We start from the raw sequence: 16,688 nt of genomic DNA, 5'->3' as shown, positions 1-16,688 counted from the left end.
GCGCGAGGAGCCACCCTGTCAATCCCATCCCGCCTTCCTGTCATCACTGTCTGTGACATTTACCCGCCCCTGACGCCCCCCATGTGATCGACGGATACTCTCCGTACATGTTTCGCTCCCGGCGATTCCGCTGACGGCGTGCACGCCTTCCGGCAGGGGCGTGCGGAGGCCAGGGTGGGGCCATGAAGGTTCTGGTGCTGGGTGGCACGGGGTTCGTGGGCCGGGTGTTCGTCGACGAGGCGCTGGCGTCGGGCTGGGAGGTGACGACGTTCAACCGGGGCAGCCACGAGCCGCCCGCCGGGGTGACGGCGTTGCGCGGCGACCGCTCGGCGCCCGGCGGCCTGGCGGAGCTGGAGCGCGGCGGCGAGTGGGACGTCGTCGTGGACACCTGGTCGCTGGCGCCCTCGGCCGTCAGGGACGCGGCGGCGCTGCTGGCCGGGCGGGCCGGCTCCTACGTGTACGTCTCCAGCAGGTCCGCCTACGCCGAGCCGGTGCCGTACGGCGCCGACGAGAGCGCGCCCGTGGTGACGGCCTCGGCCGACGACGGCGAGGCCGACTACGCGCGCAACAAGGCGGGCGGCGAGCTGGGGGCCGTGGCCGCGTTCGGCGAGCGGGCGCTGCTGGCCAGGGCCGGGCTGATCATCGGGCCGCACGAGAACGTGGGGCGGCTGCCGTGGTGGCTGAACAGGATCGCGCGCGGCGGCCCCGTGGTCGCGCCGGGGCCGGCGGATCGCGGCATCCAGTACATCGACGCCCGTGACCTGGCCGTGTGGTGCCTGGAGGCGGCGGCGCGGGGTGCCGGCGGGGCGTTCAACCTGGTGTCACCGCTGGGGGCGACGACGATGCGCGACATGCTGGAGACGTGCGTCAAGGTGATCGGCTCCGACGCCGAGCTGCGCTGGATCGAGCCTGAGCGGCTGCTGGCGGCCGGGGTGGAGCCGTGGGTCGGGCTGCCGTTCTGGCTGGTGGGCGCCGAGTACGACTTCCTGCACGGCGGGGATGTCAGCAAGGCCTTGGCGGAGGGGCTGCGGGTGCGGCCGGTGGAGGAGACGGTGGCCGACACGTGGGCCTGGCTGCGCGGGCTCGGCGGGCAGGCGCCGCAGCGGGCCGACCGGCCGCTCAAGGGCCTCGATCCGGAGCTGGAGGCGCGGATCCTGGCATCGTGACCTCGCTCGGCCGTGCGACGCCGCCCTGTCAGGCGTCAGCACGGGCCGCCTCCCTGTCGCGGTGGCTGCGTACCAGGTCGTACAGGGCCGCCGCCAGGGCGATGCACACCGACGACAGCACCACGACCAGGCCGTGACGGAAGGCCGCCGCCCAGCCCTCGTCCAGCGACCCGAAGAACGTCGTCCCCGCCGCCGCGATGCCGATCGCCGAGCCGAGTCGCTGCCCCGTCTGCAGCACCCCGGCGGCGCTCCCGCCGCCGGAGGGCGGCACCTCCGACAGCGTGATGGCCTGGTTGGGCGAGATCACCAGGCCGCTGCCCATGCCCGCGACCAGCAGCGGCAGCGCGGTGGCCAGCCCGGTCGCCGCGCCGGGCACCAGCGCGGTGGCGGCCATGGTGGCCAGCAGCCCGACGATCACCATGCTCAGCCCGATGGCGACCAGCCGCCGTCCCATGCGCGACACGAGGTGCCCGCCGACCATGGCGGCCGAGGCGGAGCCGAGCGCGAACGGCGTGATGGCCAGCCCGGCCTGCAGCGGGCTGTAGCCGTGGCCGCTCTGCAGGTAGAGCGTGAAGATGAAGAAGATGCCGGTGAACCCGGCGAAGTAGAACAGCGCGATCGCCGATCCGAGGCTGTACGAGCGTTTGCGGAAGAGCTCCAGCTTCACCAGCGGCTCACGCCGGTAGAACCGCTCCCACGTCACGAACCCGGCCAGCACCAGCAGCGCGGCCGGCACGAGCAACCACTTGGCCGCCCCCTCCCACTGGTGCCGCTGGATGAACGGCAGCAGCAGCCCTGCCACGCCGACCCCGAGCAGCAGCACGCCGACCGGGTCCATGCTCTCCGGCCGCGTGTGCACGTACTGGGGGCGCGGCAGCAGCCGGTAGGCCAGGGGCAGCAGCGCCAGCCCGATCGGCAGGTTCACCAGGAACACCCACCGCCAGCCGTGGTCGGCGCCGAACACGGTCACCAGCGCCCCGCCGATCAGCGGCCCGGCCGCCGTGGAGACGCCGATGGTGGCGCCGAGCGCGCCGAAGGCGCGGCCTCGTTCGTACCCGTGGAACATCTGCTGGATCAGCCCCGACACCTGCGGGTTGAGCATCCCGGCCGCCATGCCCTGCACGAGGCGGGCGGCGATCAGCACGTTCATGTTCCAGGCGAAGCCGCAGAACGCGCTGGAGAGCGTGAACAGGACCACGGCCCACAGGAAGATGGTCCTGCGGCTCCTGGCGTCGCCCAGCCGTCCGGCGGGGACGAGGAGCAGGCCGAACGTGAGGGCGTAGCCGGACAGCGTCCACTGCAGGCCGTCCTCGCTGGCGTGCAGCCCTGCCTTGATGGACGGCAGCGCGACGTTGACGATGCTCACGTCGAGACCGGTCATGAAGGCGGAGACCAGGCACACGGCGAGCGCGCGCCGTCGTGTGTCGGTGCCGGGCTCCTCCTTCATCATCTCGCCCATGCTTCCCATCAGTGCCTGAAATATCGCCTTACAGCCGTTTCTTTGCCCATCACCGGAGAAGATGGGTAACGTCCGATCATGAGCACGATGACGGTCGAGCAGAACGGCATCAACGCGGTCCCAGCAGGGGAACGGCGCGGCCGGCCGAGAGATCTGTTCTGGCCCTGGGCGGGCTCGAACCTGTCGCTGTTCGGGGTGGCGTTCGGCGTCTACGTCGTCGGGCTCGGGCTGGGCGTGATCCCGGCGATCATCGCCGGGGCGGTCGGGTACGGGCTGTCGTTCCTGCTGGTCGGCCTGGTCGCCGTCGGTGGCGCCAGGTCGGGGGTGCCGACGATGACGCTGGGGCGGGCGGCGTTCGGCTACCAGGGCAACAAGCTGCCGACGCTGTTCAGCTACATCTCCAACGTCGGCTGGGAGATCGTGCTCGTCACGCTCGCGGCGCAGAGCGGCGCGGAGATCATCAGGCGGCTCGGCCCCGGTCTGCCGGAGACGGCCCGGCTGGAGCCCGGCACCCCGCCCACGGCGGCCACGGCGATCTGCTTCGCCGTCGCGGCGGTCGTGGTGATCGCGGTCGGCGTGTACGGCCACGCCATGATCATGGCGGTGCAGCGTTACCTGACGTACGCGTTCATCGCGCTCACGGTCGTCTACCTGATCCTCATGGTGCCCAGGCTCGGCGCGGGCTCGCTGGAGACCACGTCGGGCGCGGGCGGCTGGGTCGGCGGGATCATCTTCGCCATGACCCTGCTGGGCCTGGGCTGGGTCAACTGCGGCGCCGACTACTCCCGCTACCTGCCCGCCAGCTCTCCCCCGCGCGCGGTGGCCCTGTGGACGACGCTCGGGGGCGCGCTGCCGCCGCTGGTGCTGCTCGTGTTCGGGGTGCTGCTCGTCGGGGGCGATCCCACGCTGGCCGAGGCGGCGGGGGCCAACCCGGTGGCGGCGCTGGCGGGGGCGTTGCCGACCTGGTTCCTGGTGCCGTACCTGCTGACCGCCGTCGGCGGCTTCCTGGCCGGCGCGATCATGGACATCTACTCGTCCGGGCTGTCGATGCTGGCGCTCGGCGTGCCCGTCAGGCGGCACTTCGCGGTGCTGATCGACGGGCTGCTCATGGTGCTCGGCGGCTACTACCTGCTGTTCGTCTCCACCAGCTTCCTGGCCACGTTCCAGGCGTTCCTGGCGATCGCCGGCGTCGTGATGGCGGCCTGGGTCGCGATCTTCCTGGTCGACATGTGGCGGCTGCGGGCCGGCGGGCGGGCCTACGACGAGCGGCTGCTGCGGGCGGGCGCGCCCGCGCTCAACTGGCCGGGCCTGGTGTCGCTGGTCGTGGCGTCGATCGCCGGGCTCGGGCTGATCACCTCAGGCGACCCGAACATCGCCCGGGTCGTCGGCTTCCTGATGAGCGACGAGCTGAAGGCCGGCACCTTCGGGACGGCGAACATCGGCGTGGTGATCGCGCTCGTGCTGGCCGGGCTGCTGTACTTCTCGATCACCGCTTTCGCGCGCCCCCGCCGTGCGGTTACTCTTGGTAATGATGACTGACGTTGCGTTGCGGCTGCTGAGGTGGGCGATACACGTCACGGTCTGCGGGCTGCTGGCGATCGCCGTGATCGGCGTCCTGCGCGAGGGCCGTGCCGGTCCGGCCGCGGGCGGCGTGCTGCTCGGCATCCTGTACGCGGCCGGCCCCGTCCTCCAGCGCCGGCCCGTCGCGGGGCAGGTGTGGCTGGGGCTGGTGACCGCCGGGTGGCTCGTGCTGGCCGTGGCGGCGCCGCCGTTCGTGTGGGTGGCCTTCCCGCTGCTGTTCGCGTACCTGCACGTGCTGCCGCTGTGGGGCGCGATGTTCGGCGTGGCGGTGCTGACGTCGGCGGCCGTCATCGCGGCGGCCTGGCACGCGGGCGAGCTGACCACGCCGCTGCTGGTCGGGCCGGGCGTCGCGGCGGTCGTGGTGACGCTGCTCGCGCTCGCCTGCAAGGAGCTGCGCGCCGGGGAATGACCCGTCAGGCCGTCACGATCGCGAAGTCCGGCACCGGCCGGTCGAGCACGGCCACCAGCCGCTGCAGCACCGTCGTGTCGCCCTCGCGCCGCACCCCCTCCACCCCCTTGCCCGCCAGCAGGCCGATGAGCTGCGCTTTCGTCAGCCGCAGCGTGAGGTCGGCGTCGTCGTCGGGCGGGGCGGGCTGCTGGATGAACGCGCCGTTCGACAACGTCGTGCGGTAACGCTCCTCCAGGTCCGTCAGGTGCCAGTCGATGGACAGCCGCTCGTGCCAGGCCCGCGGCCCGTCCACGCGGATGGCGATCGAGTCGAAGATCTGCTCCACGGTCAGCGCGGCGAAGAAGTCGGGCGATGCGGTGTCCAGGGCGGCGGGCACGATGCCGTCGGCCAGCTCCAGCGCGCCCATCAGGTAGCAGTTGCGCCAGGTGGCGTTCTCGGCGCCGTGGCCGAGCCGGGTGTAGACCTCGGCCAGCAGGTCGCGGGCCGCCTTGTTGCTCTCGTCGGCGAAGACGGCGTGGTTGAGCAGCTGGGCGGCGAAGCGCAGGTCGTTCTCCTCGATGTAACGCCTGGCGAACGCGACCACGGCCGCCCCGCCGCCGAGGCACTCGACGTACCGGATCGCGCTCTCCCTCGGCGGGTGCTCCCACAGGTGCGCCGGGTTGCCGTCGAACCAGCCCAGGTAGCGCTGGTAGACGGCCTTGACGTTGTGGACCAGGGAGCCGGAGTAGCCGTGCGTGTGCCAGGCCTGCTCCAGCTCGGGCGGGAGCTGCACGGTCTCGGCGATCTCGGCTGCCGTCAGGCCCTTGTTGAGCAGGCGCAGGGTCTGGTCGTGCAGGTAGGCGTACAGGTCGCGCTGCTGGCTGAGGAAGCGGTGCACGCGATCGGCGCCCCAGGTGGGCCAGTGGTGGGAGGCGAACGCGACGTCCGTGTGACCGCCGAACAGGGTGATGGCCTCCGCCAGGTACCTGGCCCAGGCGCGTACGTCGCGGACGGCGGCGCCGCGCAGCGGCAGGAGGCTGTGCTGGTTGTGGGTGGCGTTCTCGGCCAGGCAGAGCGCCCGGTGGCCGGGGAACGAGATGTTCATCTCGGCCGGCGACTCGGCGCCAGGGGTGAGCTGGAAGACCATCCTGACGCCGTCGATCGTCTTCTCCTGGCCCGTGCGGGCGATCTCGTCCGTGGGCGGGATGAGCGACATGGTGCCCGTCGAGGCGGTCATGCCCAGCCCTGCGCCGATCTGACCCTGGGCGGAGCGGAGCAGGGAGCGGCCGTACATGTAGGCGGCGCGGCGGGTCATGGCGGGGCCCGCGTAGAAGTTCTCGGCCACCGCGTGGCGCATGAATCCGGCGGGGGCCAGGATCGGCACCCCGCCGGGGGTGACGCCGCGTACGCCGCCGAAGTGGTCGGCGTGGGCGTGGGTGTAGATGACGCCGGTGACGGGGCGGTCGCCGCGGTGGACGCGGTACAGCTTGAGCGCGACGGTGGCGCACTCGGTGGAGACGAGGGGGTCGATGACGATGACGCCGCGTTCGCCCTCGACCAGCGTCATGTTGGACAGGTCCAGGCCGCGGACCTGGTAGATGCCGTCCGTGACCTCGTACAGGCCCTGTTTGGCGCAGAGCTGGCCCTGTCTCCAGAGGCTGGGGTGGGCGGTGTCCGGGCAGTCCTCCCGGAGGAAGTCGTAGGAGTCGTTGTCCCACACGACCCTGCCGTCAAGGGTTTTGATCACTGCTGGGCTGAGCTTCGCGATGAAACCACGATCCGCGTCCTCGAAGTCGCCCCTGTCCTGGAAGGGAAGGTCTGCCATGTTCAGCCGCATGCCCCCCTTTTCGGGCAAATAGCTCAATAGATGCCCTAAATAGGATGAATCTCCGACAAGTCGATGTGATTGGCTTGGCTCTGAGCTGATCGACTCAGGGGGATGCATGGACGCGTGCGTGTTCGACCTCGATGGCGTGCTGGTGGACAGCGAGCCGGTCTGGGAGGAGGTGCGCCGGGCGTTCGTCGCCGAGCACGGCGGCACCTGGCAGCCCGACACGCAGTCCAGACTCATGGGCATGAGCACCGGCGAATGGGCCGCTTACCTGCACGAACTAGGCGTCTCACTGCCGCCGGACGAGATCGCCGGCGGAGTCGTCGAGCAGATGGCCGACCGCTACCGGGGCGGGGTGCCGCTGATGCCCGGCGCCGTCGAGGTCGTGCGGCGGCTGTCGGGACGTCTAACGCTCGGGCTGGCCAGCTCGTCGCCGCGCCGCCTCATCGACGTGGTGCTGGACGCGGCCGGGCTGACCGAGTGCTTCGCGGCCACCGTCTCCACCGAGGAGGTGCCGCGCGGCAAGCCCGCGCCCGACGGCTACCTGGAGGCCGCCCGGCGGATCGGCGTGGACCCTCACGGGTGCGTCGCGGTCGAGGACTCCAGCAACGGGCTGCGCTCCGCGCACGCGGCCGGGATGCGGGTGATCGCCGTACCGCACCCGCGCTACCCGCCCGCGCCGGACGCGCTCGGCCTGGCCTGGCGCGTCCTGCCCGACCTCGACGCGCTGAGGTCGGAATTGGTCGCCTGACCAGCTCGGACGCGCTGACCGGGACCGGGTCTCGTGCAACGTCAGTGCCTCTGGCTACCATGTGGGAATCGTGCGAGACATCACGGTTTTCAGCGGCAGCGCCCACCCCGAACTGGCCGAGGAGATCTGCGCCCACCTGGGCACACCTCTGCACCCCGTTCAACTCAACCGCTTCGCCAATGACGTGCTCGAAGTGCAGCTCCAGGCCAACTGCCGCGAGCGCGACGTGTTCCTCATCCAGCCGCTCGTGCCACCCGTGCAGGAGCACCTCGTCGAGCTGCTGCTCATGCTCGACGCCGCCCGCGGCGCCTCCGCCGCCAGGACCACCGTGGTCCTGCCTCACTACGCCTATGCCAGAAGTGACAAGAAGGACGCCCCGCGCATCTCGATCGGCGCGCGGCTGGTGGCCGACCTGATGGTGGCGGCGGGCGCCAGCCGGGTGCTGGCGATGACGCTGCACTCGCCGCAGGTGCACGGCTTCTTCAGCGTCCCCGTCGATCACCTGCACGCGCTGCGCGAGCTGGCCGCGCACTTCCGGCAGTACGACCTGTCCAACACGGTCGTCGTCTCCCCCGACCTCGGCAACGCCAAGGAGGCCGCGCACTTCGCCCGCCTGCTCGGCACCGGCGTCGCGATGGGCGCCAAGCAGCGCTTCAGCGACGACCGCGTGGTGATCAGCTCGGTGATCGGTGACGTGGGCGGCAAGGACGTGATCATCCTCGACGACGAGATCGCCAAGGGCAGCACGGTCATCGAGCTGCTCGACCGCCTGCGCGAGCAGGACGTGCGGTCGGTGCGGGTGGCGTGTACGCACGGCCTGTTCTCGGGCGACGCCATCGAGCGGCTCAGCGCGCTGCCCGAGGTGCAGGAGATCGTCTGCACCAACACCGTCCCGTCGCCCAAGCCCAGCGACAAGCTGACCGTGCTGTCGATCGCGTCCGCGCTGGCGGAGGCCATGCGCCGGATCCACTACGGCGAGTCGGTGAGCGCCCTGTTCAGCACGTCCTGAGGTCCTGTACGCCGCGAGGGCCAGGACGTTCTGCACGCCAGGACGTCCTGGAGTATCAATACATCCTCAGGATCTGCCCCGTCACCCGCCGCCCCTGGTGCGAGGCCAGGAACGTGATCACCTCGGCCACGTCCTCCGGCTGCGCGATCTCCTTGAGCACCGTGCTCTCGGCGACCCCCTTGGCCACCTCGTCGTTGATCCAGCCGGTGTCGGTGACGGGCGGGTAGACCATGTTGGCCGTGATCCCGTACGAGCCCAGCTCATGCGCGGCCGACATGGTGTAGTTCTCCTGGGCCGCCTTGGCCGCGCCGTACGAGACCTCCGTCGGAAAGCCGTCCGGCCCGCCTGAGGTCAGCCCGATGACGCGGCCCCAGGTAGCGCCGCGCGCCACGTGCCGCCGGGCGAACTCCGAGATCAGCAGCGCGGCCGCCCGCGCGTCCACCCCGAACTGCCTGTCGAACGTCTCCACGTCCACCATCCGCAGCGACCGGCCGAAGGCGTCCTGCCCGGCGGGCGCGAAGGTGTCGCCGAGCCCGGCGCTGGCGTTGTTGACCAGGATCTCCACCGGCCCGAACGCCTTCTCTGCCAGGTCGAACAGCGACTTCGGAGCCTCCGGGTCAGCGAGGTCGGCCTCGGCCGCCTCCGCGGTGCCGCCCGCCTCGCGGATGCGGCGCACGACGTCGTCGGCGGTGCCCGCCCGCACCCGGTCGTAGGTCTCCGGATAGGCCGGCTCGTTCAGGGGCTCCAGCCGCTTGTACGTCAGGAACACGGCGACGCCCTCGGCCGCCAGTGCGATCGCGGCCGCCGCACCTATGCCGTGATTGGCGCCTGTGATCAGCGCAACCTTTCCTGTCAGCCGTGTATCGATCATAGTTGCCATCATGCACGCAGCCACCGAACGACTGCTAAGGCATTTTCTCGAGAGCATCGAGCCCGCCGTCCCCCTGGTCGCGCTCTGGGCGCACGGCTCGCTCGCGTTGGGCGACTACCAGGAGGGACGCAGCGACCTCGACCTGATCGCGGTGCTCGACTCGCCGCCCACCATGGGCGACTGGCGGCGGATCAAGGCCGTGCACCGAAGGATCCGCCTGCCGCTGGCGGAGCGGCTGCACTGCTCGTACATGTCCCGGCAGGAGCTGGACGACCTCGGCGCCGAGCACATCACGTGGGCGCACAGCAGCATCTTCAGGCGGCCCGTCAGCGCGGTCACCCGGCGCGAGCTGCTCGACGGGGCCAGGGTGCTGCACGGCCCGCCGCCCGCCGGGCTGCTGCCGCCGGTGTCGGACGAGGAGCTGACCCGGTTCGTCCGTACGGACCTGCGCGACTTCTGGCTGGTCAAGGCGCAAGAGCGGCGGCGCTGGCTGCAGGACATCTGGGTGGATCTGGGCACGGTCACGGTCGCCAGGGCCACCGTCACCCTGCGGGAGGGGCGGCTGATCAGCAAGCTGGAGGCGCTGGACGTGCTGGCCGAGCTGGGGGCGCCGGAAGTGGTGGTCGCGGACGTCCGCGCCCGCCGCTACGGCACGCCGGCGCCGGTGCTCAGCCGGTTCAGACGGGGACGGCTGACGCGGGCCTTCGTCAAGTCGGCGATCAGGCGGGCACTCGGCTGAGCCCCACCAGGAAGAATGGCGGCATGCCGGTGGTTTGTTACGTGCGTAGTGTTAGCGCCAATCACCACCTGGAACCTGGGAAGGGCGGCAAATGGGGGAGAGCAGGCAGTCCTATCTCTTGGCCGCGGCGTCGGCGGTGTCGCTCCTGCGCGATCCGGCCGTGGCGGCATCGTGGGACAAGCCGAGCGCGCTGATGGAGTTCAGCGTCGCGGGGCTGGCCGGGCACGTGGCCCACCAGCTCGTCAGGGTCGGCGACGTGCTGGTGCCCGACGGGCAGGCCGGGGAGCCCGTCACGCTCATCGAGCACTACTCGCGTTCGCCGTGGGTGCAGGCCGGCCTCGACCACGAGAGCAACCTCAGCGTCCGGCGCGGCGGCGAGGCGGCCGCGGCGGCCGGCCCCGCGGTGCTGGTCGAACGGGCGCAGGCGCTGTACGAGATGCAGAGCGCCGCGCTGGCCGCCGAACCGGCCGGCCGGGTCGTGTTCCTGCCGTGGGCCGGCTGGTCGCTGCGGCTGGACGACTTCCTGCTCACCCGGCTCGTGGAGCTCGTCGTGCACTCCGACGACCTGGCGGCCAGCGTGGGCGTGGAGACTCCCGACCTGCCGGACTCGGTGATCGAGCCGGTGGTGGAGCTGCTGGCCAGGCTGGCCGTGCACCGCCACGGGCCTACGGCGGTGATCCGGACGTTGAGCAGGGCCGAGCGCGCCCCGGCCACGATCAGCGCCTTCTGACGGCCTTCCGACGGCCTTCCGACGGCCATCTGACGGCCATCTGACGGCCTTCCGAGCACACACCGGCCACCCGCCCAGCACGCCACGGCCCTGGCAGGCGCCGCCAGCCCGTCGGCGCCTGCTGGCCTGGCGAGCACGCCAGCACCTTCGAGCCGGCGAACGCGCACCGGCCGCCCGCCAGTTCTACCGACCCCCTCGCCTCGCGGGCACGGACCGGCCATCCGCCGACGCCCCGGCCCGGCGTGCGGGTGCCCGGCCGCTGTCTCATTGCACGATCATGCGCAGGGCCGCGACCACCTCGCGGCCCGACAGCGCACTCGCCGGGTCGAGCAACCACTGCGACAGAAACCCGGTCAGCATCGCCTGATAGACCGTTCCCGTGAGCCGCTCACGTTCGGGATCGGTCCCGAGCGTGACCCCCTCGAACAACTCGGCCAGCCCCAGCCGCGCCTCCCCGATGGCCCGCGCGAGCTGCTCCCGCACCTCAGGCGCGGCATGGTCGATGTGCCCGAGCAGATCGAACTGCGTCACCCACAACGGCCGCAGCTTCTCGAACGACTCCACCACCCGATCCCACGCCGCCTCGAACCGTTCCAGCGGTGTGGCGTCCGGCCGCACGTCGGCCGACAGGGTCGCCCCCAGCTCCTCGCCCCAGTCCTTCATCACCTCGAACAGCGCCTCGTTCATCAGCGCTTCCTTCGACCTGAAGTGGTAACCGATGCCCGCCAGGCTCACGCCGGACGCGGTCGCGATGTCGCGCGCGGTCGTGCGCGAGTAGCCCTTCTCGGTCAGGCACCGCTTCGCCCCCGCCAGCAGATCTTCCCTGTTTCCCATGCCCGAAGGCTAACACACTTGTACTAGACAAGCGTCTGAGACACATGTACCGTCTCGCTCATGACGAACATCCTCATCTCCGGCGCGAGCATCGCGGGCACGGCGACGGCGTACTGGCTGCGGCGGCACGGGCACACCGTGACCGTCGTCGAGCGGGCCCCCGCCATCCGCACGGGCGGGTACAAGGTGGACGTGCGCGGCGCCGCGCTACAGGTCGTCGAGCGCATGGGCTTACTGGACGCGGTCCGCGCCAGAGCTACGGACATGCGCGTCGCCACCTACTACGACCCCGCCGGCCGCCCGATGGCCGCCGTGGACGCCGACCTGTTCGGCGGCCGCACGGGCGACGACGCCGAGATCATGCGCGGCGACCTCAACGAGCTGCTGTACGACCTGACCCGCGAAGACGTCGAGTACATCTTCGACGACTCCATCACCGGCATCGCCGACGACGGCACCGTGACGTTCGAGCGTTCCGCGCCGCGCACGTTCGACCTGATCGTGGGAGCCGACGGCGCCCACTCCAACGTGCGGCGGCTCGCGTTCGGCGAGGAGCGGGCCTTCACCCGCGACCTCGGCCACTACATCTCCATCTCCACCGTGCCGAACACGCTCGGCCTGGACCGCGAGGAAGCCGTGCACGCCGCCGTCGGCAAAACCGCGAACGTCTACAGCACCCGCCAGGACAGCAGCGCCAAGGCCCTGTTCATGTGGTCGTCGCCGCCGGTCGACTACGACCACCGCGACATCGCCGGGCAGAAGAAGCTGGTCACGGAGGCCATGAACGGCGTCGGCTGGCAGGTGCCCGCGCTGCTGGAGGCGATGCGCGACGCCGACGACTTCTACTTCGACTCCGTCGCCCAGATCCACCTGGAGAGCTGGTCGAAGGGGCGGGTCGTGCTGGTCGGCGACGCGGGCTACTGCGCCTCCCCCGCCTCCGGCCAGGGCACCAGCCTGGCGCTGGTGGGGGCGTACGTGCTGGCGGGCGAGCTGTCCACGGGCGGCGGGACGGAGGGGTACGAGCGGGAGCTGCGCCCCTTCGTGGACGCCAACCAGGCGCTGGGCCCCGCCAACATCAAGGGCATGGTCATCGGGTCGCGCTTCGCGCTGTGGTTCCAGCTCAGAATGATGCGGCTGCTCCCCCACCTGCCCGGACGGAACCGGATGATCGAACGCATCACCGGCCCCATCCACCGCGCCGCCAACGCCATCACGCTCAAGGACTATGCACGGTGACCTCGGGATAGTCCTTGACCGGAGTGTTTCTGCCCAGCAGGTGCCGGTCGAGGAAACCCGCCAGGTGCGCGCGGGTGATCTCCAGCGCCCGCCCGCCGTCGAGCTCCTGCGCGGGCAGCCCGGCCTGCGGCCTGAGCACCGCGTAGTCCACGAACGCCGAGTGGTCGGTGCCCTCCACCGTGATCCAGCGTTTCCAGCCGGCCAGATTCCGCCACGCCTTCTTCCACGACTCGTCGGTGCCGCCGGGCGTGTGCGACTTCGGCGCTCCGATCAGCATGAACGGCCGCTTGAGCGGCTCGTCCACCCGGAATGTGCCGTCCAGATTGACCCCGGCCTTGATCCGGCCGTCGGCGAGCATCGCCTGAGCAGCCGCGTAACCGCCCACCGAATGCCCCACCATGGCGATCCGCGACCGGTCGATCCGCCGCCCCCAGCCGCCCCCGATCAGCTCGTCCAGCACGAACCGCACGTCCCTCGCCCTGCTCGCGGCGACCTTCGCGTGGTCCTGACCTTTCACGCAGGCCAGGCAGGTGGTGGTGCGGCCGTCGGGGAAGGTGGTGGCGACCGACTCGTACGTGTGCTCCACGGCGGCGACCAGGTAGCCCCTGCTGGCGAAGTCCTCGGCCAGCGAGGTCAGGGTGGCGCGCGGGAAGCTGAAACCGGGCGACATGACCACCAGAGGACGCCTGCCTGCGGCTGCGGGGGCCTTCAGGCGGGCGTGCGTGGTGACCTTGGTGAGCGTGTCGGGGGCGACAGGAAAGCCCTTCAGCACGGCCGCCGACTCCTGCGCGGTCATGTACGGCACCCGTCGCGCCGTGGCCTTCTCACCCTTCTTCGCCGGGTACCAGAGCGAGACCAGCAGCTCGCGGTGCAGCGCTTCGGGATTCCAAGGGTCGGGGCGGCTCTTGTCGGTGAGGTGCAAGGTGGTCATCCCGACGGGCTTCGACCCGGTCGGCTCGGGCAACGCCAGACCGGCTGACTCCGTGCCTGCCGCCCCGGCGCGGCCCAGCCCGACCGCCTGCACTTGAGCAGGCCCGGCCGCCTGCGTGTGAGCAAGCCGGGCCGGCTGCGCTTGAGCAGGCCCGACCACCTGCGCTTGAGCAGGTCCGGCCGCCTGCGTGTGAGCAAGCCGGGCCGGCTGCGCTTGAGCAGGCCCGACCACCTGCGCTTGAGCAGGCCCGACCACCTGCGCTTGAGCAGGTCCGGCCACCTGCGCGTGGGCGAGGGTACTCGGCTGCTCTTGGGCTGACGTGGACGCCTGGGCCTGGTAAGGAACGCCACAGAGGACGACCGACGAGAGGGCTGCTACAGCAGCGGTGCTTCGCATGCCGACCACGCTGCCGGAACCCCGCCACCAACCGTCCTCCCCGATCGTCGATCAGCACCCACTACTTTCGTCGTAACCACCTTTCCCACCCCTCCCCCTACGCTGTGACCATGCGCTTCGTACTGCTCGGCGCGGGAGTCTTCGCGGCTTCCCTGTTCGTGATGAGCGGGCAGGCGGGGGTGCCATCCGGCCTCCCGCTCCCCGTCCAGGTCGCGATCGCCGCAGCGGCGGGCGTGGCGGCCTGGCACGCCCGGCGGTCCTGGTGGCCGCTGGCCGCCGTGGGCGCCGTCACCTACGCCTGGCTGGTGGTCTGGCCACCGTTGCTCGTCGCCTCCTACTACGCGGGCCGCACACTCCACAGAGCCCGAGACGTCGCCGCCTACATCGCCGCCTGTCTCGTCGTGTGCGGCATCTCGGCGGTGGTCGGCGACGCACGCGAAGGTCTGCAGGAGGTGCTGACCGCCGGTCTGGGCAACGCCCTGTTCATGGCACTGAGCATGATCGGCCTGCCACTGGCCGTGGGGTTGTGGACACGCGCCAGAAGCGAGGTCCTGGCGGCCGCCGAGGAGCGGGCGCGGCGACTCGAACGCGAACAGGTCATGCGGGCCGACCAGGCCAGGGCGCAGGAGCGGGCCCGAATCGCCCGGGAGATGCACGACATCGTGGCGCACCGGGTCTCGCTGATGGTGCTGCACGCGGGAGCGCTGGAGGTGCGCACGCCCGACGAGGAGGCGGCCAGGACCGCCGCCATGATCGGCGGGATCGGCCGGGAGGCCCTGACCAACCTCCGCGACGTACTCGGCGTGCTCCGCGCACCCCACCACCAGACAAACCGACCCGCCAAGCCTCCCCCCGACCACCAGCCAACCAACTCTGACGCCGACCACCAGCCAACCGACTCCGACGCCGACTCCGGCCACCGGCTGACCAGCTCTGACTCCAGCCACCGGCTGACCGGCTCTGACTCCAGCCACCGGCTGACCGGCTCTGACTCCAGCCACCGGCTGACCGGCTCTGAGGCCGTGGCCCGGCGTGCGGGCCTGGTCGGCGACTACCGGCCTGCCGACTTCGACGCCGCCTACCGGCCGCAGCCCACGCTCGGCGACCTCGACCGGTTGCTCGACCAGTCGCGCGCTCTGGGCATCGCCGTGACCCGGCACGACGAGGGCGATCCCCGGCCGGTCGAGGAGACGGTGGAGCGCACCGCGTACCGCGTGATCCAGGAGGCGCTCACCAACGTGCACAAGCACGCGGGGGACGCGCGAACGGACGTGCTGCTGCGTTTCGGGGACCAGGAACTGCAGGTGGAGGTACGCAACCAGGCACCGCACGCACGGCGGCAGGCGCCGCCGGGCCAGGCACAGCGAGAAGTACTGCCCGGCCAAGCGCAGCGGGAGGTGCTGCCCGGCCAGGCACAGCGAGAGGTGCTGCCGGGCGCGGGCTGGGGCCTGGTGGGGCTGCGGGAACGCGTGGAGCTTCTCGGCGGCACGCTGCGCACCAGCGCCGAGGAGAGCGGCGGCTTCCTCGTCAGCGCCAGGATCCCGGCATGAGCGAGCCGTGGGTGAGTGATCCCGCCACAGCCCACGAGCCCCGAAAGAGCGAGCCACCCGCGAGCGTCACTGCCACAGCCCACAAGACCCACAAGACCGAGCCACCCGCGAACGTCACCGCCGCAGCCCACAAAACCCACAAGACCAAGCCACCCGCGAACGTCACCGCCGCAGCCCACAAAACCCACAAGACCAAGCCACCCGTAAGCGGTGCCGCCACAGCCCGCGAGACCATCCAAGCCGAGCCGTCTGGGAGCGGAACCGCAGGAGGCGGCGGGATCTGGATGAGCGGGTCGTACGCAGGCGGCCCCCTCGTAGGAGGCGGGATCGGCATGAGCGAATCTCGCGTGGGTGGTCACGCCGTAGGTGGCGGGATCTGCACATGATCCGGGTGCTGGTGGTGGACGACGAGGCGCTCGTACGTTCGGGGCTGCGGTTGATCCTGGAGGCGGCGGGCGACATCTCGGTGATCGGCGAGGCGCGCGACGGCGCCGAGGCGGTGTCGGCGGTAAGGCGGCTGCGGCCCGAGGTGGTGCTCATGGACGTGCGGATGCCCGTCATGGACGGCCTGAGCGCCGCCGCACGCATACTCGGCGACCCGGAGCCGCCCAAGGTGGTCATGCTGACCACGTTCGACGTGGACGAGTACGTGCACGAGGCGCTGCGGGTGGGTGCCGTGGGCTTCCTGCTCAAGGACACGCCGCCACGGGAGCTGGCCGCCGCCGTGCGTACGGTTGCCGACGGTCAGGCCATGCTGTCCCCGTCCGTCACGAAGCGGGTCATCGCGCAGTACGCCGACCGCGCCCCCTCGCGGGCTGAGGCCGCCCGCAGGCAGTTGGACGGGCTCACCGGCCGGGAGGGGGACGTGATCAAGGCGCTGGCTCGCGGCCTGTCCAACGCCGAGATCGGCCGGGAGCTGCGGCTGACGGAGGCGACGGTGAAGGCGCACGTCAGCCGGGTGCTGGCCAAGCTGGGGCTGGCGAACCGCGTCCAGGCCGCGATCCTGGTGCACGACGCCGACCTCGGGCGGCCCGGCCCCGATGCCGACTTCGCTGCCTGGTGACGGCTCTGGGGCTCGCTTGCCTGGGTGACGGCCTGAACCTCCTGCCTCGGTGACGGGCTCTGGGGGCCTCACTCGGTTAGTGAAGGACATCGGGCCCTGGCTGGTGCCGGGCTCCGAGTCTCGCCTGGATGGTGGCGGTTCCGGGTCGGCTGG

The 16,688-nt window shown here is 71.2% G+C and carries 15 protein-coding genes; 10 read left to right on the top strand and 5 right to left on the bottom strand.

Annotated features, from left to right (window positions below; translation table 11 throughout):
- The first annotated feature begins 182 nt into the window (after nt 1–182).
- The gene (locus tag FXF51_RS06665) at nt 183–1,166 is read left to right on the top strand and encodes an NAD-dependent epimerase/dehydratase family protein (RefSeq protein ID WP_148433372.1); all 984 of its coding nucleotides are present in this window, start codon (nt 183–185) and stop codon (nt 1,164–1,166) included.
- Nucleotides 1,167–1,194: 28 nt separating this feature from the next.
- On the opposite strand, the gene FXF51_RS06660 is transcribed toward FXF51_RS06665, so the two are convergent.
- A complete protein-coding gene (locus FXF51_RS06660; protein ID WP_262379320.1) occupies nt 1,195–2,616 on the bottom strand; it encodes an MFS transporter in 1,422 nt (473 codons plus the stop codon).
- An 87-nt stretch (nt 2,617–2,703) separates the two neighbouring features.
- Between FXF51_RS06660 and FXF51_RS06655 the strand changes: the two genes are divergently transcribed.
- Together FXF51_RS06655 and FXF51_RS06650 are read left to right on the top strand one after the other, a co-directional pair.
- On the top strand, nt 2,704–4,164 hold the full coding sequence (locus FXF51_RS06655; RefSeq protein WP_148433370.1) for a purine-cytosine permease family protein: 1,461 nt from the start codon (nt 2,704–2,706) through the stop codon (nt 4,162–4,164).
- On the top strand, nt 4,157–4,615 hold the full coding sequence (locus tag FXF51_RS06650) for a hypothetical protein (protein WP_148433369.1): 459 nt from the start codon (nt 4,157–4,159) through the stop codon (nt 4,613–4,615). The genes FXF51_RS06655 and FXF51_RS06650 overlap by 8 nt, the downstream gene beginning before the upstream one ends.
- A gap of 4 nt (nt 4,616–4,619) precedes the next feature.
- Here FXF51_RS06650 and FXF51_RS06645 read toward each other — a convergent pair whose 3' ends face one another.
- The gene (locus tag FXF51_RS06645) at nt 4,620–6,419 is read right to left on the bottom strand and encodes an alkyl/aryl-sulfatase (RefSeq protein WP_148433368.1); all 1,800 of its coding nucleotides are present in this window, start codon (nt 6,417–6,419) and stop codon (nt 4,620–4,622) included.
- A gap of 130 nt (nt 6,420–6,549) precedes the next feature.
- On the opposite strand from FXF51_RS06645, the gene FXF51_RS06640 reads away from it, so the two are divergent.
- Nucleotides 6,550–7,176 (top strand): HAD family hydrolase, encoded by a 627-nt coding sequence (locus tag FXF51_RS06640; RefSeq protein WP_222871145.1) that lies wholly within the window; start codon nt 6,550–6,552, stop codon nt 7,174–7,176.
- Between the two features lie 70 nt (nt 7,177–7,246).
- The gene (locus FXF51_RS06635; RefSeq protein ID WP_148433366.1) at nt 7,247–8,185 is read left to right on the top strand and encodes a ribose-phosphate diphosphokinase; all 939 of its coding nucleotides are present in this window, start codon (nt 7,247–7,249) and stop codon (nt 8,183–8,185) included.
- A gap of 55 nt (nt 8,186–8,240) precedes the next feature.
- Here FXF51_RS06635 and FXF51_RS06630 read toward each other — a convergent pair whose 3' ends face one another.
- Complete coding sequence (locus FXF51_RS06630; protein ID WP_148433365.1) at nt 8,241–9,056, bottom strand: SDR family NAD(P)-dependent oxidoreductase; 816 nt, start codon at nt 9,054–9,056, stop codon at nt 8,241–8,243.
- 10 nt (nt 9,057–9,066) lie between these two features.
- Between FXF51_RS06630 and FXF51_RS06625 the strand changes: the two genes are divergently transcribed.
- A complete protein-coding gene (locus FXF51_RS06625; protein ID WP_148433364.1) occupies nt 9,067–9,795 on the top strand; it encodes a nucleotidyltransferase domain-containing protein in 729 nt (242 codons plus the stop codon).
- 91 nt (nt 9,796–9,886) lie between these two features.
- A complete protein-coding gene (locus FXF51_RS06620) occupies nt 9,887–10,525 on the top strand; it encodes a maleylpyruvate isomerase N-terminal domain-containing protein (protein WP_148433363.1) in 639 nt (212 codons plus the stop codon).
- Nucleotides 10,526–10,789: 264 nt separating this feature from the next.
- On the opposite strand, the gene FXF51_RS06615 is transcribed toward FXF51_RS06620, so the two are convergent.
- Entirely contained in the window at nt 10,790–11,359 is a 570-nt protein-coding gene (locus FXF51_RS06615) for a TetR/AcrR family transcriptional regulator (RefSeq protein ID WP_148433362.1), read from the bottom strand.
- A 60-nt stretch (nt 11,360–11,419) separates the two neighbouring features.
- On the opposite strand from FXF51_RS06615, the gene FXF51_RS06610 reads away from it, so the two are divergent.
- Nucleotides 11,420–12,595 (top strand): FAD-dependent monooxygenase, encoded by a 1,176-nt coding sequence (locus tag FXF51_RS06610; RefSeq protein WP_148433361.1) that lies wholly within the window; start codon nt 11,420–11,422, stop codon nt 12,593–12,595.
- On the opposite strand, the gene FXF51_RS06605 is transcribed toward FXF51_RS06610, so the two are convergent.
- Nucleotides 12,576–13,526 carry an alpha/beta hydrolase family protein gene (locus FXF51_RS06605; protein WP_187414222.1) on the bottom strand — a complete coding sequence of 317 codons (951 nt, stop codon included), beginning with the start codon at nt 13,524–13,526 and terminating at the stop codon, nt 12,576–12,578. The two genes, FXF51_RS06610 and FXF51_RS06605, sit on opposite strands and share 20 nt — an antisense overlap.
- Nucleotides 13,527–14,032: 506 nt before the next feature.
- Between FXF51_RS06605 and FXF51_RS06600 the strand changes: the two genes are divergently transcribed.
- Together FXF51_RS06600 and FXF51_RS06595 are read left to right on the top strand one after the other, a co-directional pair.
- On the top strand, nt 14,033–15,472 hold the full coding sequence (locus FXF51_RS06600) for a sensor histidine kinase (protein WP_262379319.1): 1,440 nt from the start codon (nt 14,033–14,035) through the stop codon (nt 15,470–15,472).
- 382 nt (nt 15,473–15,854) lie between these two features.
- On the top strand, nt 15,855–16,535 hold the full coding sequence (locus tag FXF51_RS06595; protein WP_148433359.1) for a response regulator: 681 nt from the start codon (nt 15,855–15,857) through the stop codon (nt 16,533–16,535).
- The last annotated feature ends 153 nt before the right edge of the window (nt 16,536–16,688 follow it).

This window comes from Nonomuraea sp. PA05, assembly GCF_008086045.1.
Taxonomy (GTDB): domain Bacteria; phylum Actinomycetota; class Actinomycetes; order Streptosporangiales; family Streptosporangiaceae; genus Nonomuraea; species Nonomuraea monospora.
Note: the sequence above shows the minus strand (reverse complement) of the source record. Positions and strands in the feature narration are given on the sequence as shown.

Excerpts from the sequence above, each read along its gene's own strand:
- FXF51_RS06625 (WP_148433364.1), top strand. The coding sequence starts at position 9,067 with ATGCACGCAGCCACCGAACGACTGCTAAGGCATTTTCTCGAGAGCATC.
- FXF51_RS06665 (WP_148433372.1), top strand. The coding sequence starts at position 183 with ATGAAGGTTCTGGTGCTGGGTGGCACGGGGTTCGTGGGCCGGGTGTTC.
- FXF51_RS06620 (WP_148433363.1), top strand. The coding sequence starts at position 9,887 with ATGGGGGAGAGCAGGCAGTCCTATCTCTTGGCCGCGGCGTCGGCGGTG.
- FXF51_RS06610 (WP_148433361.1), top strand. The coding sequence starts at position 11,420 with ATGACGAACATCCTCATCTCCGGCGCGAGCATCGCGGGCACGGCGACG.
- FXF51_RS06600 (WP_262379319.1), top strand. The coding sequence starts at position 14,033 with ATGCGCTTCGTACTGCTCGGCGCGGGAGTCTTCGCGGCTTCCCTGTTC.
- FXF51_RS06595 (WP_148433359.1), top strand. The coding sequence starts at position 15,855 with ATGATCCGGGTGCTGGTGGTGGACGACGAGGCGCTCGTACGTTCGGGG.
- FXF51_RS06645 (WP_148433368.1), bottom strand. The coding sequence starts at position 6,419 with ATGGCAGACCTTCCCTTCCAGGACAGGGGCGACTTCGAGGACGCGGAT.
- FXF51_RS06660 (WP_262379320.1), bottom strand. The coding sequence starts at position 2,616 with ATGATGAAGGAGGAGCCCGGCACCGACACACGACGGCGCGCGCTCGCC.
- FXF51_RS06650 (WP_148433369.1), top strand. The coding sequence starts at position 4,157 with ATGACTGACGTTGCGTTGCGGCTGCTGAGGTGGGCGATACACGTCACG.
- FXF51_RS06605 (WP_187414222.1), bottom strand. The coding sequence starts at position 13,526 with ATGACCACCTTGCACCTCACCGACAAGAGCCGCCCCGACCCTTGGAAT.
- FXF51_RS06655 (WP_148433370.1), top strand. The coding sequence starts at position 2,704 with ATGAGCACGATGACGGTCGAGCAGAACGGCATCAACGCGGTCCCAGCA.
- FXF51_RS06630 (WP_148433365.1), bottom strand. The coding sequence starts at position 9,056 with ATGATCGATACACGGCTGACAGGAAAGGTTGCGCTGATCACAGGCGCC.
- FXF51_RS06615 (WP_148433362.1), bottom strand. The coding sequence starts at position 11,359 with ATGGGAAACAGGGAAGATCTGCTGGCGGGGGCGAAGCGGTGCCTGACC.